This window comes from Streptomyces sp. NPDC041122, from assembly GCF_055592445.1.
Map to the genome: position 1 here is coordinate 155,385 of NZ_JBVIYQ010000010.1, position 23,998 is coordinate 179,382.

The following is a 23,998-nucleotide window of genomic DNA, read 5'->3' on the forward strand; positions in this document are numbered from 1 at the left end:
CGACAATGTCAAGCACACTTGCAGGACGGCCCGCCACCGAGGCCGCCACCTCCCTGACCGGCACCGTGCAGCAGCCGAGCGGCATGCCGGTGCACCGCTACAAGCCCTTCGGCACCCCGGACCTGCCGGACCGCCGGTGGCCGACGCGCAAGCTCCGCACGGCGCCCCTGTGGTGCTCGGTGGACCTCCGCGACGGCAACCAGGCTCTGCCCGAGCCCATGGACCTGGCGCGCAAGCACCGGCTGTTCCGGCAGCTCGTCGCCATGGGCTACAAGGAGATCGAGGTCGGCTTCCCGTCGGCGAGCCAGGTCGACTTCGACTTCGTGCGAGAGCTCATCGAGCAGGACCTGATCCCGCACGACGTGACGATCCAGGTCATCGTGCAGGCACGGACCGAACTGATCGAGCGGACCTTCGAGTCGGTGCGGGGCGCCCCGCGCGCCATCGTCCACCTGTACAACTCGGTCTCGCCGCTGCAGCGCCAGGTGGTGTTCGGCGCGGACCGCGAGGGGATCCTCGACCTGACGGTGCAGGCGGTCCGGCTCATCACCAAGCTCGCCGGGCAGCACGTCGGCGGGGAGCTCCTGTTCGAGTACTCGCCGGAGTCGTTCACCGCGACCGAGGCGGACTACGCGCTGGAGATCTGCGAGGCGGTGATGGACGTGTGGCAGCCGGCGGAGGGGCGCCCGATCATCATCAACCTGCCCGCGACCGTCGAGTGCACCCTGCCCAACGAGTTCGCCGACCAGGTCGAGTGGATGGACCGCAACCTCAGCCGCCGCGAGCACATAAGCCTCTCCGTGCACCCGCACAACGACCGGGGCACCGGGGTGGCCGCGGCCGAACTCGCGCTCCTGGCCGGGGCCGACCGGGTGGAGGGCTGCCTGTTCGGCAACGGCGAGCGCACCGGCAACGTGGACCTGCTGACCCTCGGCATGAACCTCTTCTCCCAGGGCGTCGACCCGATGATCGACTTCTCGGACGTGGAGACGGTCCGGCGGATCGCCGAGGAGTGCACCCAGCTGCCGGTCCACCCGCGCCACCCGTACGCGGGCGACCTGGTGTACACGGCCTTCTCCGGGTCCCACCAGGACGCGATCAAGAAGGGGTTCGACGCGATGGAGCAGGCGGCGCAGCGCGTCGGCACGCCCGTCGGTGAGGTGCCCTGGGGTGTGCCCTACCTGCCGATCGACCCGAAGGACGCGGGCCGCTCGTACGAGGCGATCATTCGCGTCAACAGCCAGTCGGGCAAGGGCGGGGTGGCGTACCTGCTCAAGACGGAGCGCGGCTTCGACCTGCCGCGCCGTCTCCAGGTGGAGTTCTCCCGCCTGGTCCAGAGCTACAGCGAGGCCAGCGCCGCCGAGGTCGGGTCCGCGCAGGTGTGGGAGCTCTTCACCCGGGAGTTCCTGGGCGAGGGCGCCCGGCTGCGGGTGACGGGGGCGGCGGCCGGGGTGGTCGAGGTGGAGCTGGACGGCGCGGCCCGCACCTTCCGGGCCGACTGCGGTGAGACGTTCGCCGAGGCGCTGCGGGGCGCCGGGACGGACGTCGTGGCGCGGTCCCTCAGCGTCCAGCCGGCCGCCGCCGAGGACTCCCCGGTGATCGTCTACGCGGAGTGCGAGATCGGCGGCGAGAGCGTGTGGGGCGTCGGGCGGCACGCCGACGAGGCCGGGGCGGCCGTGCGCGCCGTCGCCTCCGCCGTCAACCGGGCGTCCCTCTGACACCGCGGGGGCCCCGGTCTCGACCGGGGCGCCCCGCCATGGCACCGTCAACGTGGTGACGGGCCCCATGAGATAGGCGAAACAACGATGTTCAGAGATCTCCAGAAGCGCCCCGATGCGTCGTCCGACGGTACGGCCGAGGAGCTGACCTGCTACTTCCTTCATCACGCGGGCGGTTCCGCGGTCGGCTTCATGCCGCTGGCCCGGGCCTTCCCGCCCGGCTGGCGGCTGCGCGCCGTCGACCTGCCGGCCCGCGGCACGGCCTCCCACCAGACGCACTGCCAGGACGCGGCGGAGGCCGTGAAGCTGCTCGCGCCCGCCATCCTGGCCGAGGCGAGCGGCCCTTACGCGGTGTTCGGGCACAGCATGGGCGCCCTGATCGGCTACGAACTCATCCGCGAACTGGAGCGGTCCGCTCAACCGCCGGTCTGGTTCGGGGTGTCGGCGATGCCGGCACCGCGGCTGGCGAGCGAGCACTTCTCGGAGCGGCGTGACCTGTGGCCGCCGGAGCGGCTCCTGGACTTCCTGCGGCGGCTCGGCGGCACTCCGGAGGAGATGCTGGACGACCCCGAGATGGCGGACTGGATGGTCGGCATCCTGCGGGGCGACCTCCACCTGGTGGACACCTACGAGTACGCGGCGGGTCCGCCCGTCTCGGTGCCGATGTCGGTGTTCATGGGGGTGGAGGACGAGCTGAACAAGCCGGAGCTGATCGACGACTGGCAGTCGTACTGCACCCGCCCCGTGCGGTTCCACACGCTGCCCGGCGGGCACTTCTATCTGTTCGAGCAGGCGGAGAGCCTGGCCCGGTACATGGCCGAGGACATCGAGAAGGTCAAGGAGACCGCACAGACGTGATCACCGTTCACCTGAAGTACGAGATCGACATCGACAAGCTGGAGGACTTCGAGGAGTACGGCCGCCGGTGGGTGCGGCTCGTCAACCGCCTCGGCGGCGTCCACCACGGCTACTTCATGCCGAGCGAGGGGGACAGCGACGTCGCCTACGCGCTGTTCTCGTTCCCGAGCCTCGCCGAGTACGAGGTGTACCGCAACGCCAGCTTCGAGGACGCGGAGTGCCGGGCCGCCGTCGAACTGGCCCGCGCCACCGGCTGCATCAAGCGCTACGAGCGCCGCTTCCTGCGACCGCTGGCCGCGGACCCGGCCGACCCCGGCCGCACCAGCGGCTGAGCGACCTCCGCACGAGAGCCCGTGTCCGGCACCTCGGCCCGTCCGCCCGTGAGGGCGGACGACGAGGCCCGGACACGGGCTCTTCGGTTCCTGCGGGGGAGGCTCACGCGTGGGACGCGGCCACCACGGCGGGGGCCGTCGGCGCGGTCCGCTCGGCCAGCAGGGGGCGGACCAGGTTGAGGACGGTGAACCTGGGGGTGCCGGCGGCGTCCCAGCCGGACGGGCGCACCAGGCCCCGGGTGCACAGCAGATGGATCGCGCTCAGCGCCGAGTCCCCGACGTGCCCGAGGCAGGCGAAGGCCTGGGCCATGGTCCACGGGTGCGGCTGGGTGGCGAGCCGGTGCAGGATGTCGGCGTCCCGCGGGTCGAGCGCGTTGACGGCACGCTCCAGCGCCGCCCGCAGATCGGCCGCGTCGTTGCCGGGCGAGGTGGCGAGCTTGAACGGATCGCGCCGCGCCAGATCCAGGAGCTGGGCCGGCTCGTACAGGAGCAGCCAGGCCGCGGCTGCCTCGATCGCCTGCGGGATGCCGTCGAGGCTGTGGCAGATGCCGGCCAGGGCGGCCGCGGTCCGGCTGTCGGCCAGCGCCTCCCGCTCCAGGGAGCTGCGCCGCGACAGCATCAACTGCAGGGCCGGGCTGACGGCTGACGTCGCGTCACGCCCCGGAAGGCCGGCCGGGCGCTCCGCAACGGGCAGCGGGAAGACGGGATGGTCGGTGCCCGCGCCCCACTGCGAGCCCTCGCGGGCCTCGCACAGGACGTGCAGGCCCCGGCACTGCTCGAGCAGACGGCGCAGCGCCGCCTCCGGACCGGGTCCCACGGTCACGTCGTGCAGCACCAGCAGGACGTCGTTGGTGCCGAACGCCGTGGCCAGGTAGTCGAGTTCGGGGTCGCCGTTGAGCAGGGCGGTGATGCGGTCCCGGACCGGATCCGCGGGCTTGCCGGCGGGGCCCGCCTCGGGTTCGACCCAGACCACCGGCATCTGGGCGGAGGCGTGCATGGCCCCGGCGACCTCCTGGATGAGCCGGGACTTGCCGACCCCGGCCATGCCGACCACGCGGATCAGCCGGTGCCCGCCGAGCTCGATGAGGTCCGTGAGGGCCTCGATGTCGCGCTCGCGGCCGATGATCGGTCCGAGCGCGGCGGGCGGCGGGGCCAGGGAGTCCAGCATGCCGCGCGGGAACGGTCCCGCGGCCGCTTCCTCGACCTTGGCCCGCTGGGCCCCGGTCAGCCGCAGTCCGTCGAGGAGCAGCCGGAGGGTCTCCCGCCGCGGGTTCTGGGTGAGATCGAGTTCGAGATCGCGAATCGCCCGGACGCTGACGGACGACAGGTCGGCGAGCTGACTCTGGGTGACGCCGATGCGCCTGCGTGCTGCTTTGAGTACAGACCCGAGACTCGGTGACGCCTGCTGGTCGACCGCTCTCGTGCACTCGTCGTGGTTCTGTGACGAATTCAAAGGTCCTCGCTGGGGTGTCCCTTGCCATTGAAGGCAAAACCATCGCGAATGCGCACTCCGTCGCATTTTCCCCCGAAAGGCGACGTCTTTGCCTCCGACTGCGAGGCAGCAGGTCAGTGAGGTCGCCCAACTTACGGCGGCCACCTGGCTTTATCAACACCCTGGACAAGACCCGTCGCTCTGCGTACTGTCGAGCCTGCGGGGCAACACCTGCCTGGTATCTCGCGGCGCGATCACTTCTCGCGCTCGGTTTCCCCGATCACTCGACCTGCGTCAATTCACCTGCGTCGCGACCGCCTCGGGCGGATAACGCCGGACGCATCGGCCTGCTCGGTCCTTCTCGGGAATTGATCCCTCCGGCAGGCGACGCACATCTCCCTGACGACTGCAATGGCAGTGAGTCGGCCACGGAAGGAAATACAGGCAATGGAATCGTCGCCGCTGGCACAGGAAATCGCAAAGCTATGGTCAGAATTCATCGAGGATCACCAGGTCGAGGTGAACGACAACTTCTTCGAGGTCGGCGGTAATTCACTCATCGGTATCCGGATCCTCGAACGGCTGTCGCAGGAGTACGGCGTCCAGCTGTCCGTGCGCGATTTCTATCTGGCGCAGACGCCGGCTCGGGTCGCCGAGCTGATCGAGCGGGCGAAGGCGCTGACGTGAGGCTGACGCCGGGGACCGGCCGCGAGATCGACCTCGACGACGTCGATCTCCTCGACCTGGACCTCTTCACCTCGGGCGACCCGCACCTGATCTGGGACGCGATGCGGGAGAAGGCGCCGCTGCACCACCAGACCCTGCCGGACGGCCGGGAGTTCTGGTCGGTGACCCGCTACGACGACGTCTGCCGCGTCCTCGGCGACCACCGGGAGTTCACCTCGGAGCGCGGCACGGTGATCACCCACCTCGGGCAGGACGACGTGGCGGCCGGCGTGCTCCTGACCTCCACCGACCCGCCCCGGCACACCGAGGTCCGCAGGCCGATCGCCCCCAAGCTCACCGCGCGGGCGGTGAAGTCCTGGGAGGACGGCATCCGGCGGGCGGTCGTACGGTTCCTGGCACCCGCCCTCGACGGCGCCCCCTTCGACCTGGGCGAGCAGGTGCAGCGCCTGCCGGCGATCGTCACGGGCCCGCTCCTGGGCATCCCGGAGAAGGACTGGGACGAGCTCGTCCAGCTGACCTCGATGGTGATGGCCCCCTCGGACCCGCACTTCCGGCTCGGCAGCGAGGCGGCGACGCTGGCCATCTCCCACCACGAGCTCGTCGACTACGTGACCCAGTGGGTCAAGCGGCGCCGGGCGGACGGGGCGGAGGAGGAGAACGGCAGCCTGCTCGACCACCTGATGAGCGTCCGCGCGGGAGACGCGCCGCTGACCGACGAGGAGATCGCCCTCGACGGATACAGCATTCTCCTGGGCGCCAATATCACGACGCCCTACACCATTTCGGGCACGGTGCAGGCGCTCATCGACCATCCCGAGCAGTACGCGAAGGCCGCGGCCGACATCTCCCTGGTGCCCAACCTGGTCGAGGAGGGGCTGCGCTGGACCTCGTCCGCCTGCAACTTCATGCGGTACGCGGTGCACGACGTCGAGATCGCCGGAGGCACGGTGCCGGCCGGCGGGGCGGTGGTCGCGTGGATCGGTTCGGCCAACCGGGACGCGGCCCGGTTCCCCGACCCGCACACGTTCGACATCACACGCGACGGCGCCAAGCGCCAGGTCGCCTTCGGCTTCGGACCGCACTTCTGCATCGGCGCGCCGCTGGCCCGGATGACCCTGCGCGTCTTCTTCGAGGAGCTGCTCCAGCGGTTCGGCTCGCTCGACGTCGCGGGGGAGCCGCAGCATCTGCGGTCCATTTTCATCGCCGGGATGACGCATTTCCCCGTCGTCGGCCGAAAAAGGGTGTGAATTCCGCGCCGAGCCCGAAAGTCCGGACGATTCTCCGGCCGATCACGGGGTAGGCGGAGCCTGCCCGCGTAGGCGCCCCGACGCCCACCTTGATTCCCCGCCGGCCGGACTCATTCATTCCGGAGCGGGGGCGAAAGCGGCAGCCGAGTGCCGGTGCGGTGGCCGACGCCGCCACCGACGTCGCACCGCCCAACAAAACGGGGTAAGTCGGGCGCCCCCTAGTTGCCTCCGTTCTGCCTCATGAGGTGCCGGTGCCCGTCAGCGGCGGGTTCTAGTTTGGATTTCCGGGCTCCACCAGGCAGGGCCACCATCCTCGAGCTCACCCACCTTTATCCCGACCGGAGCAATGATGAGCGAAACCTCCTTGGATGCGGCGGAGAGCGCCGCTTGGCTGACCGTGCGCAGCGAGCAAGGGCGGCACAGCATTTGGCCCGCCGGACTTTCCGTGCCCACCGGTTGGAGCGAGACCGGGCACCGCGGAGATAAAACGAGTTGCCTGGAGTGGATTTCACGGAATTGGGTCGACGCACGCCCGGCCGGCGTGGGTCGGGTGCAGAGTTGAGCACCCGGGAAGGCGGCCGGAAATGGCTCGTCCGCGATACCGACCCCGAGGCGCGGGCCCGGGTGTTCTGCTTCCCGGTGGCCGGCATAGGAGCCTCCGCCTATCGCGGCTGGCCCACCCGGATCGACGACATCGAGATCTGCCCCGTACAGCTCCCGGGCCGTGAGAACCGCATCACCTCTCCGGCGCACACGTCCATGGAGCAGTTCGTCAAGGACGCGGCCGACGCGCTCCAGCCGTGCCTGGACAAGCCCTTCGCCTTCTTCGGCCACTGCTTCGGGGCGCGCCTGAGCTACGGCCTCGCGGTCGAACTCGCCTCGCGCGGCGGCCCGTTGCCCGTGCAGATCTTCGCCTCCTCCTGTCTGGCCCCGCACCGCGGCGGCTACTTCGGCGGCGGCCGCTCCGGCCCCTTCACCCCGGAGACCACGGACGAGGAGTACATGGCGGAGCTGCGGTACGGCTGCGAACAGCGCGGCGAGCCCACGCCCCCGGACGAACTGCTCGAACTGTCCATCCAGGTGCTGCGCGCCGACATCGAACTGACCTGCGGCTACCAGCCCCCGGGCCCGGACGGCACGCCCCTGGACGTCACCACCATTTCCTGGACCGGCGACACCCACATGCGTCCCGAAGAGATGGACGAGTGGGAGGCGTACGGAAACGTGCGCCAAGTCCTGCTGCCCGGGGACGACTTCACCCATCGATCGGCACCAGCGGACCTGCTTCAGGTCATCGCAGACGGTATCCCCGCACGAGGAGGAACGCGCACACCGTGAAGACAGATGACCGGACTGCCCCGGACGCCCCTCTCACCCTGACCGAGCTCTTCGCCCGGTCGGCCGCCGAGCACGGCGACTCCCCGGCGGTGTCGGACGACTCGGGCCGCCGCCTCACCTACGCCGAACTCGACCGCGCGTCGGCCGAGTTGGCCCACCGTCTCATCGCCGAGGGGGTGCGCCGCGAGGACCGGGTGGGCATCCACCGCGAGCGCGACGTCGACCTGATCATCAACATCCTCGGCGTACTGCGGGCCGGCGCGGCCTACGTGGCCGTGGACCTGCGCTACCCCAAGGCCCGGCGCGAGCTCATGCTCCGCGCCGCCGACGGCCGCGTCACCCTGATCGGCCCCGGCGAGCGGGAACAGCTCGGCGACGACGTGCCCACCCTGGTCTGGGAGTACGACGCCGAGCGCGCCCGGAGCGCCGCACCGGCGGCCGGCCTGCCCGAGCCCGCGACCCAGGACGCGGCGTGCGTGCTGTTCACCTCCGGCTCCACCGGCACCCCCAAGGGCGTCGTGGTCGAGCACCACAACCTCGTGCACTTCGCGGTGAACCCGCTGCTGCCCGAGCTCAGCCCCGCCGACCGGGTGGCCCAGATCGCGAACATCTCCTTCGACACCTTCCACTGGGAGCTGTGGAGTTCGTTCTGGTTCGGCGCCGAGATCGTGATGATGCCCTCGGTGCCCGACCTGGTGAAGGGCGACCCGGGCCGCGAGCTGCGCCGCCGCCGGATCACCGCGCTGCTCTCGCCGACCATGGCCTTCAACCACATCGCGGCCGAGGACGCCGACGTCTTCTCCTCGCTGCGCGTGCTGCAGACCGGCGGCGACGTGGTCCGCCCCGCCGCCTGCCGCGACGTGCTCGCCAGCAAGTTCAAGGGACAGCTGGTCAATCTGTACGGGCCCACCGAGGGCACCACCGCGGCGACCGCGTACACCATCGCCGAGGTCGCGCCGGACGCGACGAGCGTGCCCATCGGCGCCGGCCTCGCGGGCGTACAACTGCACGTCCTCGACGCACGGTTGCAGCCGGTGCCCAAGGGCACACCGGGCGAGCTGCACATCGGCGGAGCCGGTGTGACCCGCGGCTACCTGCACGATCCCGCCCGTACGGCCGAGCGGTTCCTGCCCGACCCGTTCGGCGTCCCCGGCTCCGTCATGTACGCCACCGGCGACCTCGTCAGCGAGCGCCCCGACGGCGTCCTCGACTACCTCGGCCGCAACGACGACCAGGTGAAGATCCGCGGCTACCGGGTGGAGCCCCGCGAGGTGGAGCGTTCGCTCCTCGCCTGCTCCGGCGTCCTCGACGCCGCCGTGCTGCCGCAGGGCGAGGGCCAGGACAAGCGGCTCGTCGCGTTCGTCGTGCCGCAGGGCCGCACCACCATGCCCGAGGTGCGCGCGTACGCCGAGGCGACCATCCCCGACTACCAGGTGCCCTCCGAGTTCGTCCAGGTGCCGGAGATCCAGTCGACCCCGCACGGCAAGCGCGACACCGCGGCACTCCTCGTGCTGCTTGCCGACCGGGACCGCCGCCGCAGCGACTACGTGGCCCCGCGCACGGACAGCGAGCGCTACCTCACCGAGGTCTGGGAGGAGCTGCTCGGCACCGAGCGGATCAGCGTCAACGACGACTTCTTCGAGCTCGGCGGCAACTCGATGCTGGCCTTCCGCATGAGCCGCCGGATCAGCCGGGACCAGGCCAAGGGCATCAGCCTCCAGGACGTGCTGGGCAGCACCGTGCTCTCCGACATGGCGCTCGCCGTCGACGCGGCGCAGAGCAAGGGACAGGGCGAATGACGCAGATGCTGAGTCCGGCCCCCGACATCGACCTCAACGACACCGAGGCCTTCGTCACCGGCGACCCGCACGAGCTGTGGGCGCGGCTGCGCAAGGAGGCCCCGGTCCACTGGAACCCCACGCCCGAGGGCGGGTTCTGGGCTCTGACCAAGTTCGACGACGTCCTGATGGCCTTCCGGGACACCGAGACGTTCAGCTCGGAGCACGGCACCGTCATCGGCGGCTCGTTCCGCAACGAGGTCGACACCGCGTCCGGGCGCATGCTCGTCACCTCCGACGCGCAGCGCCACCGGCAGCTGCGCCGCCGGATGCACCGGGTGTTCTCCGCGAAGATGATCGAGCGCGTGACGGAGACGGTCCGCGAGCGGGTCGCCGTCGCGCTCGACAAGGTGTGGGCCGACGGCGGCGGCGACTTCGCCGCCGACGTGGCCCGCGAGCTGCCGGCCGGCGGTCTGATGGCCCAGCTGGGCATCGGGCACGCCGACGCGTTGCACCTGCTGCGGCTCACCCAGACCATGATCGGCTACCGGGACCACGAGCACACCCTCGGCATCGACCACGAGGGGCTGCGGCTCGCGACCGCCCAGGCGGACATCTTCGACTTCTTCCTGGACCTGATCGCCGACCGCCGGGTCAACCGGGGCGAGGACGCGGTGAGCATCCTGCTCACGCCGGAGCCGGGGGAGCGCGAACTGGACGAGGACTCGCTCCTGTTCAACCTGATGAACCTGGCCATCGGCGGCAACGAGACCACACAGCACAGCGCCAGCGGCGGTCTGCTCGCGCTGATGGACGACCCGGCCGAGTGGGAGAGGCTGCGGGCGGACCCCAAGCTGGTCGGCACCGGCCTGGAGGAGTTCGTCCGCTGGACGTCCACCGCCTCCTACGTGCAGCGGCAGACCACCAGGCCGGTCGTGGTGCGCGGCGTCGAGCTGGCCGAGGGCGACTCGGTCACGCTGTGGACGGCGTCCGCCAACCGCGACGAGGACCAGTTCCCCGACCCGGACCGGTTCGACCTCGGCCGGGCGCCCAACCGGCACGTCGGCTTCGCCAGCGGGCCGCACCACTGCATCGGCGCCGCCATGGGCCGCACCGCGCTCGCCGCGCTGCTCCAGGGTCTGCGCGAGCGGCCCGGCAGGCTGGTCCCGGCAGGACCGACGGTCCGGCTCCGGTCGAACTTCATGCTGGAGTACAAGAGCGTTCCCGTCGGGGTGAGCGCGGCATGACCGGCATGACCCGCTGGACCCTGCAGCCCGTGCCGGACGACGGGGACTACCTGGTCTTCGGCGTGCCGTACGCGGGCACCGGGGCCTCGTCGTTCAAGGCGTGGCCGCGGGAGCTCGGCGCGGGCCGGTTCGTCGCCGTGCAGCCGCCGGGCCGCGAGAACCGGTTCGGCGAGGAGAACGTCGCCAGCCACCAGGAGTTCGCCGAGGGCCTGGTCGCGGAGATCGCCGGCCGGCTCGACCGGCCGTACGCGCTGATCGGGCACTGCGGTGCCGTGCCGTTCCTGCTGCAGACCGCGGCCCATCTGGAGAAGCAGGGCCTGCCGGTTCCCCGGCGGATCTTCGCCTCCGGGTGGGGCGCCCCGCACCGGGGGCTCTACGGCAAGCTGAACTTCGTCGACCTGGACGAGGTCGACATGGCCGCCGAGATCGAGGAGCGCAGCGCGGCGCTGGGCCACCGGCTGCCGCCGGAGTTCGTCGAGATGGCGGCGGACACCCTGCTCGCCGACGTGCGGTTGCAGCGCGGCTACCGGGCGGAGGCGCTCCCCAGCCGGGACGTCCCCGTCTCGGTGATCGCCTGGACCGAGGACGCCGTCGTGCCCCGGGCCGAGGTCTGGCCCGGATGGGACGAGTGCGCCGCGGCCACGCTGCACGTCCTGGAGGGCGACCACTGGGAGTTCCTCCGCTTCCCCGGAGCGCTGCGCGAGCTCATCGAGCACGAGATGACCGCCGTACGCATCGAATAGGCCGCCGCGGCGGACCGTGACGGCCAGACCCCGCGCACGAACGCGGCGTGACGTGTCGCAGCCAGGCTGCGGAAACGCTCAAAGGACCAGACATGCCCTTGCACGTGTTGGATCACCGGACCCCCGAGGACATCGAGCGGTCGAGCCTGACCCTGACCGAGCGGGAGCGCACCGAGGTGCACGCCCTCGCGGACGAGCTGCGCCGCTCTCCGGCCGCCGGGCCGGTCGACGATCCCCGGTGGCTGGCGCGCGTACGGCAGCACAGCTGCCGGCTGCCCCTGCGGCTGCTCGAAGCCCTGCGCACCTTCCGCAGCGAGCCCGGCCTCGGCGGCACCCTGCTGATCGGGAACCTCCCCGTCGACGCGGGGACGCTGCCCGACACGCCGTCGGTGCCGGACTCGGTGGAGCGCAGGGCCACCGTGCCCGCCGCGACGGCGATGCTCATCGGCCAGCAGCTCGGCGACGTGTTCGCCTTCCGCAACGAGAAGCACGGCGCGCTGGTGCACAACGTCGTACCGGTCCCGGCGCTGGCCGACTCGCAGAGCAACGCCGGCTCCGTCGAGCTCGAACTGCACAACGAGAACGCCTTCCACCCGCACCGGCCGGACCTCATCGGGCTGTTGTGCCTGCGCAGCGACCACGAGGGCACGGCGGGCACCTCGTTCTCCTCGGTCCGCAGGGCGCGGGTGCTGCTCGACGACGCCGACCTGGCGGTCCTGCGCCAGCCCAGGTTCGTCACCGAGGCACCGCCGTCGTTCCGCTCGGGCGACGCGACCGTCGCGCACCGCGTCCTGAACGGCTCCGCCGACGACCCGGACATCCAGGTCGACTTCAACGCGACCAGGGCCACCGACGACGAGGCCGCCGAGGCGCTCCGCAGGCTCGGTGACGCGCTGAGCGAGGTGGCGTCGAAGCTGGTGCTGCGCCCGGGCGACATGGCCTTCCTGGACAACCGCCTCGTGGTGCACGGCCGTACCGAGTTCACCCCCCGCTACGACGGCAAGGACCGCTGGCTCCACCGGGTCTACGTCCACCTGGACGGGCGGCGCAGCCTGTCGCACCGGACCGGCCCGGGGCCCGTGCTGGCCTAGGGCCCGTCCCAGTCAACCGCCCGCGAGACTCCCGAAAAGGACACCGCACATGAACGCAGCGGAGACGGCCGCGAACGCGTCGGCCGGCCCGGTCGAACCGAGCCTGGTGCGACACATCCTCCTGGACATCTGGAGCACGACGCTCAAGCACGACGTGAGCGTGCACGACAACTTCTTCCAGGCCGGCGGCGACTCGCTGACGGCGCTCGCCACCATCGAGCAGATCAACCAGCGCCTCGGCTGGCAGCTCAACATGGGCGACCTGATGCGGTTCCAGTCCATCGCCGCCCTGAGCGCGGAGAAGGCGCAGCCGCAGGCCGCCAACACCGAGCACGCGCTGATCCGGATGAGCAACCAGGGTTCGCGCACCCCGATCGTCTTCGTCCACGCCGGGCACGGCATGGTCGACGGCTACGGCCGGCTGATCCGGGAGCTGGGCACGGACCGCGCCTGCTACGGGCTGCAGTCGCCCCTCCTTGTCGAGGGCGCCGGAGAGGTGCCGGACGACATCCAGGGCCTCGCCGAGCTCTACGCGGACGTGCTGCAGGACGAGTTCGGCGAGGAGGAGTTCCATCTCTTCGGCTCCTGCGCCGGCGGCGCGATCTGCGTCGAACTCGGCCGCATGGCCGCCGACCGCGGGCTCAGCATCGGCCGGACGGTCGTGGTCGACGGCTACCTCGAACTGAACCCCGAGACCGTGATGTCCGACGACGAGCTGATCGTGGACTTCTACGAGGGCGTCCTGCGCATGTCGGGGACGACGGAGCAGTTCCCGGGGATGACCCCAAAGAACGCCGACCTGGAAGTGGCGCTGCGCGACTCGGCCGCCGCGATGTTCGGCACGGGCCTCGGCTTCGACGACCGGGCCGAGGCGTTCTGCCGCCGTCTCTACACCTCCTTCATCAACACCTCGAAGGCGCTGGCCTCCTACCGCCCCGAACCCGCCGACGTCGACCTGCTCATGCTGCTCGCGAAGGACAACTACACGCTGGACGACTGGCGTTCGGTCATCAAGGGCGAGCTGACGGCGGAGGTCCTCGACTCCGAGTTCTACGGCCAGCGGCTCTGCATCGAGGAGGCCGCGTACCTCGCGGCCCGCACCACCGACTACCTGGGCGAGAACTGAGCGGCATGGACAGTACAGCCACCAACCCGTTCGAGGACGCCGCCGGCGTGTACCTCGTGCTGCGCAACACCGCAGGCCAGTACTCCCTGTGGCCGGACTTCGCCGAGGTGCCGGCCGGCTGGAGCACCGTCTTCGGCCCGGGACCGAAGGCGGCCTGCGCCGAGCACATCGAGCGGAACTGGACGGACCTGGCACCCGTACGCCGGGGCGTCGACCCGGGGGAAGTGGCTTCATGACCACGCAAGTGCGGCGCTCGGACACCGGCGCCACCCAAGCGGCAGCGGCGGCCGGTCTCGTCGCCCGGTTCGAGGAGCGGGCCGCACGCGCCCCGGGAGCGCCGGCCCTGATCGCCGGGGACACCGTCGTGACGTACGGCGAACTCGACGAGCGGGCCGACCGGGTGGCGCGGCGGCTCGCCGAGCGCGGCGTCGGCCCGGAGGACGTCGTCGGGGTGCTCCTGCCGACCTCCCCGGACCTGGTCGCCGCGCTCCTCGGCACGCTCAAGGCCGGGGCGATGTATCTGCCGCTCGACCCCGACTACCCGCCGGACCGGCTCGCGTACATGGTGGCCGACGCCGCGCCGCGCGCGCTGCTCACCGATGAGGCCACGGCGGCCGCGTGCGAGGGCCCGGTCACGGCCGGGGCGGGCGCGGTCCTGTACCTGGACGGCGGGCAGGAGGACGTACGGGGCGCTGATGCGGCCGGCCGTGCCGGTGCCGGTGGCCTCGGCGGTGCCGGATACGAGCCGGACCGCGGCGCCTACACCATCTACACCTCGGGCTCGACCGGACGCCCCAAGGGCGTCGTCGTCACCCACCGTTCCCTGACGAACTTCCTGGACTGCCTGTCGGACCGGTTCCAGGTGCACTCCGGCGACGTGGTGTTCTCCACCACCTCCATCTCCTTCGACATCGCCGGCCTGGAGCTGTACCTGCCGCTGGTGAACGGCGCCGTGGTGCATCTGGTGCCGCGCGAGACCGCCGTGGACGGCGTGGCGCTGCGCCGCCGCCTGGCGAAGGCCCGGCCCACGCTGGTGCAGGGCACCCCCGCGCTGTGGCAGCTGCTGCGCGAGGCGGGCTGGCTGCCCTGCGAACTGTCCGCCGAGGCACGCCTGTTGTGCGGCGGCGAGGCCCTGCCGCAGGATCTCGCCGACTTCCTCGCCACGGGTACGGCCGCGGTGTGGAACCTCTACGGACCGACCGAGACCACCATCTGGTCGCTCCTCGCACCGGTGGTCGCCGGGGAGCCCGTCGCCGTCGGAACCCCGCTGTGGAAGACCGGGATCCACGTCCTCGACGACCGCCTGGCGCCGGTGGCCCAGGGCGAGACGGGCGAGCTGTACCTCTCCGGGGACGGCCTGGCCCGCGGCTACCACGGGCGCGGCGCCCTGACCGCCGAACGGTTCGTGGCCTGCCCGTTCGGCGGGTCCGGGAGCCGGATGTACCGCACCGGGGACCTGGTGCGCCGGCGCGCCGACGGCACCGTCGACTTCGTCGGCCGCGTCGACGAGCAGGTGAAGATCCGCGGCTACCGCGTCGAGCTCGGCGAGATCGAGGCGGCGCTGCGCCGGCTCCCGCAGGTCGCCCAGGCGCGAGTGGTGATGCGCGAGGACGGCCCCGGAGCGGCCCGGCTGACCGGGTACGTCGTACCGGCGGCCGGCCACGCCCCCGCACCGGACGAGCTGCGCCACGCCCTCGGCGCCTGGCTCCCGGAGTACATGGTGCCCGCCGGCATCGGGGTGCTCGACCGCTTCCCCCTGACCCCCGCGGGCAAGATCGACCGCAAGGCCCTGCCGCCGGTGGACTTCTCCACCGCCGCCGCGGGCCGCGCCCCCGCCACCCCGCAGGAGCGGGCCCTCGCCGAGCTGTTCGGCGAGGTGCTCGGACTCGACGGCGTCGGCGCCGACACCGGCTTCTTCGACCTCGGCGGCAACTCGCTGCTCGCCACCCGTCTCGTCTCCCGCGTCCGGGCCGAACTGGGCGTCGAGATACCGATCCGTACCGTCTTCGACGAGCCCACCCCCGCCGCCCTCGCGCTGCGCCTCACCGATGCCGAACAGGCGCGGCCCGCCCTGCGCCCGATGGACCGCGGCGCCACCCTGCCCCTGTCGTACGCCCAGCGCGGCCTGTACTTCCTGCACCGGATGGAAGGACCCAGCGCCACCTACAACCTGCCCGTCGCGGTGCGGCTGACCGGGGAGCTCGACCCGGCGGCACTGCGCGCGGCGGTCGCCCACCTGCTGCGACGGCACGAGAGCCTGCGCACCCGGTTCGCGGACGGGCCCGCCGGCGCCGAACAGGTCGTGGTGGACGCGGCGGATCCCGCCGTGGCGGCCGCCGCCGACCTCTGCGTGCACGAGATCACCGACGAGGAACTGCCGGCCGCCCTCGACATCGCGGCGGGCCACCTCTTCGACCTCACCACCGACATCCCGGTCCGCGTGGACCTGTTCCGCACCGGCGCCCGGGAACACGTGCTGCTGCTGTGCATCCACCACATCGCGAGCGACGGCGGTTCGCTGGCCCCGCTGGTGCGCGACCTCTGCGACGCGTACACGGCCCACCGCGCGGGCACGGCCCCCACGGCGCCGCCGCTGACCGTCCAGTACGCCGACTACACGCTGTGGCAGCGCGAACTCCTCGGCTCGGCCGACGACGCGGACAGCCGCATGGCCCGGCACGTGGCCTACTGGCGCGCCCAACTCGCGGGCGCCCCGGAGCTGTTGGAGCTGCCCGCCGACCGGCCGCGCCCCGCGACGACGACCTACCGCGGCGACGTGGTGCCCTTCGAGGTGCCCGCCGAACTGGCGGACCGGCTGGCGGAGCTGGCCCGGCGCGAGGGCGTCAGCCTGTTCATGGTCCTCCAGGCGGCCCTCGCCACCCTGCTGACCAAACTCGGCGCGGGCACCGACATCCCGCTGGGCAGCGTCCTCGCCGGGCGCGGCGACCGCGCCGTCGACGACAACGTCGGCTACTTCGTCAACACCCTGGTGCTGCGCACCGACACCTCCGGCGACCCGGCCTTCACCGACCTGCTGGCCCGGGTCAGGGCCGCCAACCTGGCCGCGTACGAGCACCAGGACCTGCCGTTCGAGCACCTCGTCGAGGTCCTCAACCCGGCGCGCGGCACCAGCCACCACCCGCTGTTCCAGGTCCTGCTGGTCCTGCAGAACACCGTGGCCCCGCAGTGGCGCCTGGACGGGCTGACGGCCGCGCACGAGGTGGTGCCGACCCGCACGTCGAAGTTCGACCTGACCTTCGAGCTGACCGAGCGGTTCACCGCGGACGGACGGCCGGACGGGCTCGGCGCCGAGATCGAGTACGCGACCGACCTGTTCGACCGCGCCACGGCCGAGGCGCTGACCGAACGGCTGCTGCGGGTGCTGCGGTCGGTGACCGAGGACCCGGCCCGCCCGCTGACCTCCGTCGACGTGCTCGGCGCCGCCGAGGAGCACCGGATCCTGCGGGAGTGGAACGACACCGGCGTCGAGCTGTCCGGCGCGACCTACCCGCGGCTGCTGGCCGACCAGGTGGCCCGTACCCCCGACGCGGTCGCGCTCGTCCACGAGGACACCGAGCTGACCTTCGCCGAACTGGACCGCAGGGCGAACCGGATCGCGCACTGGCTGATCGCCCGCGGTATCGGCCGCGACGACGTGGTCGGCCTCGCGATGCGGCGCCGCCCCGAGCTGCTGCCCGCGCTGCTCGGCATCCTCAAGGCGGGCGGCGTGTATCTGCCGCTGGACCCGGACTACCCGCCGGACCGGCTGGGTTTCATGGTCGCGGACAGCGCGCCCCGGATGCTCCTGACCACGGGCGACGTCGTCGCGAAGCTGCCCGAGGAGGCGCGCCGGGTGCCGCGCCTGGAGTTCGACGATCCGGCCGCGCTGGAGGAGGTGGCGCGGCTCCGCGCGGACGCGCCGACGGACGCGGACCGCCGCGCGGAGCTGCGCCTCGACGACCTGGCGTACGTCATCTACACCTCGGGATCCACCGGGCGCCCCAAGGGCGTCGCGGTCACGCACCGCGGCATCCCCAACCTCGCCCACAGCTACCTGGAGCGGTTCCGCCTGGAGCCGGGCTCGCGGTTCCTGCAGTTCTCCTCGATCAACTTCGACCCGACCTTCTGCGAGCTGTGCTGCACCCTGCTGGCCGGCGCGACCGTCGTGCTCACCTCGCCCGACGACCTGCTCTCCACCGACCGGCAGCGCGAGGCCATGGCCCGCTACCGGCCCACGCACATCACCTTCTCGCCCACCATCCTCGGCGGGATGGCCGAGGACGCGCTCGCCGACTGCGGCAACGTGATGGTCGCCGGTGAGGCCTGCCTGCCCGCACTGGCCGCCGCCTGGGCGCCGGGCCGCCGGATGATCAACGCGTACGGGCCGACCGAGGCCACCGTCGACACCCTGTACTGGGAGTGCGGCAGCGGCCCGGAGGGCTTCGAGGACGCGTCGGTGCCGGTGGGCCGTCCGCTGAGCAACACCCGGGTGTACGTCCTCGACGCCGCGCTGCGCCCGGTGCCGCCCGGCGTCACCGGTGAGCTGTACATCAGCGGCGACGGTCTGGCCCGCGGCTACCTCGGCAGGCCGGGCCTGACCGCCGAGCGTTTCGTGGCCTGCCCGTTCGGGCCCGCGGGCGCGCGGATGTACCGCACCGGAGACCTGGCGCGCTGGCGCGTGCACGGCGGGAGCGGGGTGGTGGACTTCGTCGGCCGCGCCGACGACCAGGTCAAGATCCGCGGGATGCGCATCGAACTCGGCGAGATCGACGCGGTGTTGAAGGACCACGCGCAGGTGGCGCAGTCCGCCGTCGTCGTCCGCGAGGACACCCCGGGCCATCAGCAGCTCGTCGGCTACGTGGTCTCCCCGGCGCACGGCGCGAGCACCGAGCAGCACGGCCTCGCCACCGAGCTGCGCCGTCACGCGGCACGTAGGCTGCCGGCCCACATGGTGCCCGCCGCCGTCGTCGTCCTGGACGCGCTGCCGCTGACGCCCAACGGCAAGCTGGACCTGCGGCAGTTGCCCGCACCCGACTTCGGGGCCCGGGCGGGACGGCCGCCGGCCACACCGCGGGAGGAGACGATGGCGGCGCTCTTCGCCGACGTGCTCGCCCTGTCGGACGTCGGCGCCGACGTCCGCTTCTTCGACCTCGGCGGCGACAGCATCCGGTCCATCCAACTCGTCAGCCGGGCCCGCGCGGAGGGCTTCCTGCTCACGCCCCGTGACGTGTTCCACGATCAGACGGTCGAGGCCCTCGTGGCCCGGGCCGCGCGGAACGCCGAGGCGCGCCCGGCGGACGACGGCGCGGCCGTGGACGTCGACGCCTGGGAGAAGATCCTCGGGACACCCGACCCCGGGTACCCGGCCTCCGAGGACCCGGTCTCCGAGGACCCGGTCTCCGAGGACTCGGCGTCCGACGCCCCGCCCGCCCCGGGCCGGGGTCGCATCATCCGGCGCGTGGCAGGACGGGACGCCGAACGGCTGCTCACCGTCCTGCCGCACCTCTACCACTGCGCCCCCGAACACATCGCGCTGGCCGCGCTCGCGCCCGCGCTCATCGAGTGGCGCCGCACGTATCTCCCGCAGGCCGGGGCGTGGTTGCGGCTGGACCTGGCCACGGCGACGCCGCCGGCCGCGCATCCGGTGCGGCTCAACCCGGGCGCCCCGGACCTGGCCAAGGCCCTGGCCGAGCCGCCGTACCTGGCGCGCGTCCTGAAGCGGGTCAAGGAGCAGGTGCGGGCGGTGCCGGACGGCGGCCGCGGCTACCCGGCGCTGTTCGCCGACCCGGAGACCGCGCGGCGGCTGTCGGCGTACGGGGCTTCGCAGGTGTGCCTGAGGCTGCTGCCCGCCGGGGTGCCCGGGGACGACGACGGCGCGGGCCACGCGCTGCGCGTCGACGTCCGGCCGGACGCCGACGGAATGGCCCTGGAGGCCGTGTGGCACTGGGACGCCACCCGGTTCACCGAGGCCGCCGTGGGCGCGCTCGCCGACCGGTGGACGCTCCTGCTCGGCGCGCTGGCCGGCCTCGCGGACCACCCGGAGCTCGGCGGCCTGACCCCGTCGGACGTCGCTCTCGTCGACGTCCGGCAGCCGGCCGTCAACCAGCTGGAGAGCGACTACCCCGGCCTCAGCGACATCCTGCCGCTCGCTCCCCTGCAACAGGGGCTCCTGCTGCACACCGCCGTCGCCGGTGAGGGTCCCGATCCCTACCAGAGCCAGACCGTGTTCGACCTGGACGGGCCGCTGGACGCCGAGCGGCTGCGGAGCACCGCGCACGCGCTCCTCATGCGCCACGACAACCTGCGCGCCGCGTTCATCCACCGCGGCCTCCAGGCCCCCCTGCAGGTGGTGTGCGACCGGGTGGAGGTGCCGTGGGCCGTGCACGACCTGTCCGGGCTCACCCCTGCCGAGCAGGAGCACGCGGAGGCGGAGATCCTCGCCGCGGACCTGGGCCGGCGGTTCGACCTCGCGGTGGCCCCGCTGATGCGCTTCACCCTGCTGCGTCTGGGGGCCGAGCGGCATCGGCTGCTCGTCAGCGACCACCACATGCTGCTCGACGGGTGGTCGACCCTGCTGGTGTGGCAGGAGTTCTTCGCCCTGTACCGCGGCGAGGAACTGCCGAAGGCCCCGCCCTTCCGGGACTACTTGGCGTGGCTCGCGGCATGGGACCGCGCGGCCGCGGTGGCGGCGTGGCGGGCGTATCTGGCGGGTGTCGACGGGCCGACCCGGGTCTGCGCGGCCAAGCCGGCGCCGGACGTCGCGCTGCGCGCCACGGGGCTCACGGTCCCGCCGGAGCTGACCGGTGCGCTGCGGCGCCGGTGCGCGGAAGCCGGGGTGACGCTCAGTTCGGCCGTCCAGACCGCGTGGGGCGTCGCGATCGGCCGTATCACCGGACGTGACGACGTGGTGTTCGGCAACACCGTCTCCGAACGGCCCGCGGACCTCGACGGCATCGAATCCATGGTGGGGCTCCTGCTCAACACCGTGCCGCTGCGGGTGCGATGCCACCCGGGCGAACCGGTCGGCGACACCGTGGCCCGGGTGCACGAGACGCAGCTGGAGACGCTGCCCCACCGCTCCCTCGAACTCTCCGAGATCCAGCGGCTGGTGGGAGCGGGCGAACTGTTCGACGCCTGCTACGTCTTCCAGAACTACCCCGCAGGAATCCTGGAGGAGAGCGGTGGCGACGGACTGCGGGTGCGGGAACAGGCGCAGGACCCGCAGGACACCCGAGGGCTCCCGCATTACCCCCTCAGCATCACGGTGATTCCCGGCAGGGAACTCGACATCACCGTCGGATACCACCCCGAGGTGTTCGACGACCACCAGATCAGTGCGCTCAAGGAGTCCCTCATCGGTACGCTCGAATCGATCGCGGCAGGAAAAGAATGAAGAACTTTCTGACAATGCTCCGCGAACTTCCGTTCGCGATGAAGGTCCTGCTGGCCTGCAACGCCGCGAGAAGCCTGAGTTTCTTCGCGATCCTCGCCTACATGCCCATCTACCTGTACGACACGGTGGGCATGAGCGGTTCGACCATCGGCTATGTGATCGGCGGCAGCGTACTCGTCGGCACGGTCGCGAGTGTGTACGGCGGTTATCTCGCGGACCGGGTCACGAAGATCAACCTGGTCATCGTGCTCGACATCGTGATCATTCTGCTCTATCTCAGCCTGACGGTGATCCATGATCCCTTCACGGTCACGGCGGTGCTGCTGCTCACCAATGTCGCCTCCTCGACCATGGGGGTCGCCGGCAGCGCCCTGCTCTCCGATCTGGTGCCGCCCGAGAACCGCACCAAGGTGTTCTCGCTGCGCTATTCGCTGCAGAACATCGGCGCGGCGGTGGGTCCTTTCCTGGGCGTCGCCGCGGTCGCGGTCGGATCGGGCGGTCCGTTCGTCCTCAGCGTCGGCATCATCGGTGCCTCCCTGCTGCCCCTCATCCTCTTCCGCCACCGGTTCCTGACCGCCGGCGCCGAAACGGCCACGCCCGCGGTGGCGGAGCCGGCCGCGGAGCCGGTCCCCGAGCGGGTCGAGGAGGAGAGCGAGGAGGAGGCCCCCAAGTTCCGCCAGGTGCTGAAGGTGATGGGGACGGACCGCCGCCTCATGTACTTCACCATCGGCGGCATCCTCAGCATCGTGGCGTACGGGCCGCTGCTGACCTTCATGTCGCAGTACCTGATCATGGTGGAGGACCGGGCCACCGCCTACGAGCTGGTCGCCTACATCTCGGCCGCCAACGCCGTGGTGGTCATCACCTCCCAGTACGTCCTCGGCAGCCGGCTCAAGCAGGACACCCTGCTGAGGTGGCTGACCATCGGTACCGGCGCCTTCGTCGTCGGGCTGCTGGCGATGTCGCTCTCCACGAACGCGATCGTCCTCGTCGTCGCCGTGGCGGTCTTCAGTCTCGGCGAGGTCATCGTGGTGCCCGCCGAGTTCACCTTCATCGACTCCATCGCTCCCGAGAAGCTGCGCGGCAGCTATTTCGGCGCCCAGAACCTCATCCACATCGGCATCAGCCTCGGGCCGATCCTCTGCGGTTTCCTCCTCCAGCACTTCGCGCCGGCCGTCATGTTCTACGTGCTGATCGCGGTCGTCGTCGCGAGCTGGTGGTTCTACGTCATCGGCTGCCGGGCCACGACACCTGTCAGTGCATCAGTAAAGGTGGAGACTTCCGCATGAGCTTCGAGGAGATCACACAGAAGACGTACTGCCCCTTCGCCAAGCCGTCGAAGATGGGCCCCGGCATCACCATCAGGACCGCCGACGTCAAGACGGAGCTGAAGGAGCACCGGGAGGCCATAGCGGACTTCTTCCGCACCGCCGCCGAGCTCTCCCGCGACGGCATGATCCTCACCTTCGAGGACCCGTCCCTCGGCGGCACGCTGGACGCGCTGGTGGAATTGACGCGGTGTTTCTACACCACGCTCGACGAGATGTTCACCAGCGTGTACATCCCCGACGATCCGCGGCCCGACGAGCGGTGGTACGCGATGATCGAGGGCGAGCTGTTCTTCGTCGTGTCCTTCGCCCCCTGTTATCCGGAGACGTCGCCCCGGTACACGCACGGCGATCAACGGACCTATTTCCTGGTGCAACCCTGCAGCACTTTCGAGCGGCAGGCCACAGCGATCAACAGACAGCGCGTGGGAATCCAGCGCGCTTTCGCCGCGGTCGGCAAACCGTACGACGCACGACTGGCCAATGTGCCGAATGACATGTTCAAGGCGGTCATGCCGATTGCCCCCCTCGACCGTCACATCGCGTGGTGGGCCACGGAAGACAACGCAGCGGAAAAGTAGCTGTGGCGTGGGCGCGCACGAGACCAGAAACGAGACCTCAATGAGTCAGTACCACGGCATTCTGAGCTACGACCTGTCCGCCGAGGAAATATCGTCCCTCCAGCGGCTGCTCGACGAACCGAACGTGGCACGGAACGATCCGGGCGACCAGACGTTCTACGACAACGCCTGGGAGCTGGTGGCGCGGGTACCGGTCGGACTGCGCCGGTTCCTGGAGGAGTTCCGCCGCAACGACGCGGCCGCGGCCTTCATGCTGCGCGGCTTCGGCGTGGACGACGAGGCCGTCGGCCCGACGCCCCGCAACTGGGCCGAGGCGGCGGCCGCCGGCCGCACCCGCCGGGAGGAGCTCTTCCTCGCGCTGATGGGCGAGTGCCTCGGCGAGGTGTTCAGCTGGCCCACGCTGCAGTCCGGCCGGATGATCCAGAACGTGCTGCCCATCGCCGGCGAAGAGGGCCAGCAGAGCGGGCACGGCAGCGATGTGCTCCTGGAATGGCACACCGAGGACGCGTTCCACCCCTACCGCTGCGACTATCTCGCCCTGTTCGGCATCCGCAACCACGACCGGGTTCCGACGACACTGGCCTCGGTCCGGGACGTGGAGCTGTCGGCGGACGCCCGGCAGGTGCTGTCCGAGCGGCGCTTCTACATCCTGCCCGACGACGAGCACCTGCGGCAGCTCGCCGTCCAGCGGCCCAACGACCCCGGGCTGCTGCGGGTGCGCGCGATGCGGGAGGACCCCAAGCCGGTGGCCGTGCTCTTCGGCGCCGCGGACTCCCCGTACCTGCGCATCGACCCGTTCTTCATGCGCTGCGTCGACGGTGACGCCGAGGCGGAGCGGGCGCTCAAGGAACTGGTGACGGAGCTGGAGCGCGCGCAGCAGGACGTGGTGGTGGAGGCGGGCAATCTGCTGGTCGTCGACAACTACCTTGCCGTGCACGGCCGTCGGGCGTTCACGGCGCGCTACGACGGAGCCGACCGCTGGCTGCAGAAGGCCGTGGTCACCCGCGACCTGCGCAGGTCGCGCGCCGCGCGGGACTCCGCCGCGGGACGCCTTGTCGTCTGACCCCGGCGGTGGCGGCACCCGGGGCCGCCACCGCGG

At 71.5% G+C, this 23,998-nt stretch carries 18 protein-coding genes; 17 read left to right on the forward strand and 1 reads right to left on the reverse strand.

What is annotated here, in order from left to right:
• Positions 1-5: 5 nt before the first annotated feature.
• The 3 genes from leuA (at position 6) to ACZ6B8_RS31870 (ending at position 2,908) form a co-directional block, all read left to right on the forward strand.
• On the forward strand, positions 6-1,718 hold the full coding sequence (gene leuA, locus ACZ6B8_RS31860) for a 2-isopropylmalate synthase (protein ID WP_471609468.1): 1,713 nt from the start codon (positions 6-8) through the stop codon (positions 1,716-1,718).
• 87 nt (positions 1,719-1,805) lie between these two features.
• Positions 1,806-2,576, forward strand: a complete 771-nt coding sequence (locus ACZ6B8_RS31865; protein WP_471085381.1) for a thioesterase II family protein — start codon at positions 1,806-1,808, stop codon at positions 2,574-2,576.
• Positions 2,573-2,908 carry an NIPSNAP family protein gene (locus tag ACZ6B8_RS31870; protein ID WP_471085384.1) on the forward strand — a complete coding sequence of 112 codons (336 nt, stop codon included), beginning with the start codon at positions 2,573-2,575 and terminating at the stop codon, positions 2,906-2,908. Before ACZ6B8_RS31865 ends, ACZ6B8_RS31870 begins: the two co-directional genes overlap by 4 nt.
• A 103-nt stretch (positions 2,909-3,011) precedes the next feature.
• Here ACZ6B8_RS31870 and ACZ6B8_RS31875 read toward each other — a convergent pair whose 3' ends face one another.
• Positions 3,012-4,361 (reverse strand): AAA family ATPase, encoded by a 1,350-nt coding sequence (locus ACZ6B8_RS31875; RefSeq protein ID WP_471085386.1) that lies wholly within the window; start codon positions 4,359-4,361, stop codon positions 3,012-3,014.
• A 426-nt stretch (positions 4,362-4,787) separates the two neighbouring features.
• Here ACZ6B8_RS31875 and ACZ6B8_RS31880 point away from each other — a divergent pair, with 426 nt between their 5' ends.
• From ACZ6B8_RS31880 to gntD, 14 genes are all read left to right on the forward strand, one after another.
• Positions 4,788-5,027, forward strand: a complete 240-nt coding sequence (locus ACZ6B8_RS31880) for a phosphopantetheine-binding protein (RefSeq protein ID WP_471085389.1) — start codon at positions 4,788-4,790, stop codon at positions 5,025-5,027.
• Entirely contained in the window at positions 5,024-6,274 is a 1,251-nt protein-coding gene (locus ACZ6B8_RS31885) for a cytochrome P450 (RefSeq protein ID WP_471609469.1), read from the forward strand. The genes ACZ6B8_RS31880 and ACZ6B8_RS31885 overlap by 4 nt, the downstream gene beginning before the upstream one ends.
• Before the next feature lie 349 nt (positions 6,275-6,623).
• A complete protein-coding gene (locus tag ACZ6B8_RS31890) occupies positions 6,624-6,836 on the forward strand; it encodes an MbtH family NRPS accessory protein (protein WP_471085395.1) in 213 nt (70 codons plus the stop codon).
• A complete protein-coding gene (locus tag ACZ6B8_RS31895) occupies positions 6,833-7,612 on the forward strand; it encodes a thioesterase II family protein (protein ID WP_471609470.1) in 780 nt (259 codons plus the stop codon). Before ACZ6B8_RS31890 ends, ACZ6B8_RS31895 begins: the two co-directional genes overlap by 4 nt.
• On the forward strand, positions 7,609-9,411 hold the full coding sequence (locus ACZ6B8_RS31900) for a non-ribosomal peptide synthetase (protein WP_471085401.1): 1,803 nt from the start codon (positions 7,609-7,611) through the stop codon (positions 9,409-9,411). Before ACZ6B8_RS31895 ends, ACZ6B8_RS31900 begins: the two co-directional genes overlap by 4 nt.
• On the forward strand, positions 9,408-10,637 hold the full coding sequence (locus tag ACZ6B8_RS31905; RefSeq protein WP_471609471.1) for a cytochrome P450: 1,230 nt from the start codon (positions 9,408-9,410) through the stop codon (positions 10,635-10,637). Before ACZ6B8_RS31900 ends, ACZ6B8_RS31905 begins: the two co-directional genes overlap by 4 nt.
• Positions 10,634-11,380: a thioesterase II family protein gene (locus ACZ6B8_RS31910; RefSeq protein ID WP_471085407.1), complete on the forward strand. Its 747-nt coding sequence runs from the start codon at positions 10,634-10,636 to the stop codon at positions 11,378-11,380. The genes ACZ6B8_RS31905 and ACZ6B8_RS31910 overlap by 4 nt, the downstream gene beginning before the upstream one ends.
• Before the next feature lie 92 nt (positions 11,381-11,472).
• Positions 11,473-12,471: a TauD/TfdA family dioxygenase gene (locus tag ACZ6B8_RS31915; RefSeq protein WP_471609472.1), complete on the forward strand. Its 999-nt coding sequence runs from the start codon at positions 11,473-11,475 to the stop codon at positions 12,469-12,471.
• 49 nt (positions 12,472-12,520) lie between these two features.
• A complete protein-coding gene (locus tag ACZ6B8_RS31920; RefSeq protein WP_471085413.1) occupies positions 12,521-13,597 on the forward strand; it encodes a thioesterase domain-containing protein in 1,077 nt (358 codons plus the stop codon).
• 5 nt (positions 13,598-13,602) lie between these two features.
• On the forward strand, positions 13,603-13,833 hold the full coding sequence (locus ACZ6B8_RS31925; RefSeq protein WP_471085416.1) for an MbtH family protein: 231 nt from the start codon (positions 13,603-13,605) through the stop codon (positions 13,831-13,833).
• Positions 13,830-20,990, forward strand: a complete 7,161-nt coding sequence (locus ACZ6B8_RS31930; protein ID WP_471609473.1) for an amino acid adenylation domain-containing protein — start codon at positions 13,830-13,832, stop codon at positions 20,988-20,990. The genes ACZ6B8_RS31925 and ACZ6B8_RS31930 overlap by 4 nt, the downstream gene beginning before the upstream one ends.
• Positions 20,987-22,279 carry an MFS transporter gene (locus ACZ6B8_RS31935; protein ID WP_471609474.1) on the forward strand — a complete coding sequence of 431 codons (1,293 nt, stop codon included), beginning with the start codon at positions 20,987-20,989 and terminating at the stop codon, positions 22,277-22,279. The genes ACZ6B8_RS31930 and ACZ6B8_RS31935 overlap by 4 nt, the downstream gene beginning before the upstream one ends.
• Positions 22,276-22,899 (forward strand): hypothetical protein, encoded by a 624-nt coding sequence (locus ACZ6B8_RS31940; protein WP_471609475.1) that lies wholly within the window; start codon positions 22,276-22,278, stop codon positions 22,897-22,899. Before ACZ6B8_RS31935 ends, ACZ6B8_RS31940 begins: the two co-directional genes overlap by 4 nt.
• 40 nt (positions 22,900-22,939) lie before the next feature.
• Positions 22,940-23,962, forward strand: coding sequence for a guanitoxin biosynthesis L-enduracididine beta-hydroxylase GntD (gene gntD / locus ACZ6B8_RS31945; RefSeq protein WP_471085428.1), 1,023 nt, complete (start codon positions 22,940-22,942; stop codon positions 23,960-23,962).
• Positions 23,963-23,998: the final 36 nt, after the last annotated feature.

Excerpts from the sequence above, each read along its gene's own strand:
- ACZ6B8_RS31890 (WP_471085395.1), top strand. The coding sequence starts at position 6,624 with ATGAGCGAAACCTCCTTGGATGCGGCGGAGAGCGCCGCTTGGCTGACC.
- ACZ6B8_RS31905 (WP_471609471.1), top strand. The coding sequence starts at position 9,408 with ATGACGCAGATGCTGAGTCCGGCCCCCGACATCGACCTCAACGACACC.
- ACZ6B8_RS31940 (WP_471609475.1), top strand. The coding sequence starts at position 22,276 with ATGAGCTTCGAGGAGATCACACAGAAGACGTACTGCCCCTTCGCCAAG.
- ACZ6B8_RS31930 (WP_471609473.1), top strand. The coding sequence starts at position 13,830 with ATGACCACGCAAGTGCGGCGCTCGGACACCGGCGCCACCCAAGCGGCA.
- ACZ6B8_RS31910 (WP_471085407.1), top strand. The coding sequence starts at position 10,634 with ATGACCGGCATGACCCGCTGGACCCTGCAGCCCGTGCCGGACGACGGG.
- gntD (WP_471085428.1), top strand. The coding sequence starts at position 22,940 with ATGAGTCAGTACCACGGCATTCTGAGCTACGACCTGTCCGCCGAGGAA.
- ACZ6B8_RS31915 (WP_471609472.1), top strand. The coding sequence starts at position 11,473 with ATGCCCTTGCACGTGTTGGATCACCGGACCCCCGAGGACATCGAGCGG.
- ACZ6B8_RS31920 (WP_471085413.1), top strand. The coding sequence starts at position 12,521 with ATGAACGCAGCGGAGACGGCCGCGAACGCGTCGGCCGGCCCGGTCGAA.
- leuA (WP_471609468.1), top strand. The coding sequence starts at position 6 with ATGTCAAGCACACTTGCAGGACGGCCCGCCACCGAGGCCGCCACCTCC.
- ACZ6B8_RS31880 (WP_471085389.1), top strand. The coding sequence starts at position 4,788 with ATGGAATCGTCGCCGCTGGCACAGGAAATCGCAAAGCTATGGTCAGAA.
- ACZ6B8_RS31865 (WP_471085381.1), top strand. The coding sequence starts at position 1,806 with ATGTTCAGAGATCTCCAGAAGCGCCCCGATGCGTCGTCCGACGGTACG.
- ACZ6B8_RS31925 (WP_471085416.1), top strand. The coding sequence starts at position 13,603 with ATGGACAGTACAGCCACCAACCCGTTCGAGGACGCCGCCGGCGTGTAC.
- ACZ6B8_RS31935 (WP_471609474.1), top strand. The coding sequence starts at position 20,987 with ATGAAGAACTTTCTGACAATGCTCCGCGAACTTCCGTTCGCGATGAAG.